We start from the raw sequence: 2,304 nt of genomic DNA on the forward strand, positions 1-2,304 counted from the left end.
GACAGGGCAGTTCGCTCGTTGTTCAGTTTTCAAAGAACAATTACCGGAAGCATTCATCTTGCGATCTCCGCTCCGTCTTGCTTGTACCCTGCCGCTCTCGCGACCGGAATTAGAATATACCATACTGCGTAGATCATATGCAAGTGTTTATTTTTGCCACTCACTCGTGACCGGTTTATCCAGCTCAATATGCTACTGCTCTCTCCCGCTATCCAGCCCTTCGCTTGCGGCCGGATTCATAGGTTATCATGACTCGTACATTAAAGCAACTGTTAATTTAATCTATCTTTAATTCTGCCCGCATTCAAAAAATAACCCTGTCCACTCACTTAGAGCTGAACAGGGCAATCATTTTAATACTATACACTATAAGCCTTGTCTCTAAGAAAGTATCGGTGGTAAAACCACTCCGCAACCGCAACTAAAGCCGAAATTATCAGCAATTCCCCTACGCTTAAGTACCAATTATAGAAGTAACTCAGCATCCCAAGATAAATAGCCACCAATGCAAAATCCGACACCGTTGCAAACGTATTATTCGTTGCCCTCAGCAGTACCTGATCACCAAGCAGATATGCTACAACTGTTAGAATGGAAGCAGCAACTGCAGCAGTAGTGAAGGATATACCGGTGTAGAACATAAGCAGCGGGGCAACGATGATTCCGTTTAACAGCCATTTTACAATGAAGTTCATCATTCAAAGCACCTCCTCAGTTCGAGACTATACATATAGTTTGACTCGCGTCGTCTTTTTAGTACTGGAAACTGCTGGCCTTCCATATTCCCCATACTGGTAATCCTTAGCCCCGAGATAATCTGTCTGACCCAACTTCTAAAGTTCACATTCACAAGCTGAGGAAATCAGAAGGCTGTAGCATCTATAAGTTGTTCGATCTCCTATGCTAAGCCATCAATAGAATCTTACATCGAAATTGCACATATTAAATTTGAGATATTAACCACTTGTCCATTATCAGCAAACCGAACTATGGCCTTTTTAAGTAAAGAAACATTCCTTTTTTGTATATTTCAAACTTTACCCAATAGGCTTTCATCCAGATCCTTAACAGAAGAGTTTCCAGAAATCGCGAGTTGAAGTTCGGTTTCAGCTATTAGATTCTGGAGCATATATTCAACACCGGTCTGACCAGCTACTGCCAATGCATACATGTAGGGTCTGCCAATTTGAACTGCTGTAGCCCCCAAAGCTAAGGCTTTAATGATATCCGCTCCACGCCTAATGCCACCATCTAAAAGGACAGGAGCTTTGCCGTTTACCGTCCTTAGCACCTCGGGCAGCGCCTGCATGGTACCAACTGCGCCATCCAACTGCCTGCCTCCATGATTCGAGACGATCACCCCATCTGCTCCATGCTCCAAGGCCAGCAGCGCATCCTCTGGATGAGTAAGTCCCTTTAACAGCAGAGGAAGCTTAGTCCTCTCTCTCACCTTCGTCAGTGTCTTCCATGTAAAACAAGTATTATTGCCTTCGTCTAATGCCTTAAGTACTGCGTCCCTCCCATTATCTTCCGGGGACTGTTTCAACATATCTCTAAATACGGGATCCGAAAAGTAATTGCCCATACCATGGCCGTCCAGGAAAGGAAGATAACGATTTTTCAAGTCTGTTATACGCCATCCCAATAAGGTTGAGTCTACCGTAACTACAATCGCCGAAAAACCTGCTTTCTCGGCTCTTTGTAGAAAGCTTTGCATCAGCTCTTCATTCTTAGGGGGATACAGTTGAAACCAACGAAGTGCGTTCCCCATTGCTTCTGCTACTTCCTCCATACGATGCGTTGACACGTTGCTCAATACATAAGGTACATTTAAATTAGCAGCCGCTCTTGCTGCTCCCAGTTCACCAACCGGATGAACAATGGAATTCACACCGATGGGCGCCATGAGAAAAGGTACGGAAGCTTGCTGTCCAAACAGTTCTATACTTAGATCTCGTTTTGATACATCCGAACAGACACGCGGACGGATCTGATAATTACGGAAACCGGAGAGATTGGCCTCCATGGTTTCCCCTCCACCTGCTCCTCCATGCACATACCCAAAGGGGCCTGCTCCCAATTTCTTACGAGCCTCCATTTCCCATTCGTCAAAGGTTAGCGGCAGCAAAGGTGAAGAAGAATCTTTGGATTCATAAAAATTCATTTGTGTATCTTCGCAGCTTCTAAACAAATGGTATCCCTCCAAGTTAAATCTATCCGTTAGTATTATGTCCCAAAAAACAAAAAGAGCGTCTGCCCAAGTTATCGGACAGACGCTCTTACATATTGGTTACACCCTGAAAA

2 protein-coding genes are annotated in these 2,304 nt (G+C 44.4%); both read right to left on the reverse strand.

Annotation, left to right across the window (positions count from 1 at the left end):
* Positions 1-359: 359 nt before the first annotated feature.
* Positions 360-698 (reverse strand): DUF2512 family protein, encoded by a 339-nt coding sequence (locus L1N82_RS23030; RefSeq protein ID WP_235289808.1) that lies wholly within the window; start codon positions 696-698, stop codon positions 360-362.
* A gap of 332 nt (positions 699-1,030) precedes the next feature.
* Positions 1,031-2,164 (reverse strand): alpha-hydroxy-acid oxidizing protein, encoded by a 1,134-nt coding sequence (locus L1N82_RS23035; protein ID WP_235289809.1) that lies wholly within the window; start codon positions 2,162-2,164, stop codon positions 1,031-1,033.
* Between the last annotated feature and the right edge of the window lie 140 nt (positions 2,165-2,304).

The sequence above is a fragment of the Paenibacillus tarimensis genome (genome assembly GCF_021532315.1).
Lineage (GTDB): Bacteria > Bacillota > Bacilli > Paenibacillales > Paenibacillaceae > Paenibacillus_I > Paenibacillus_I tarimensis.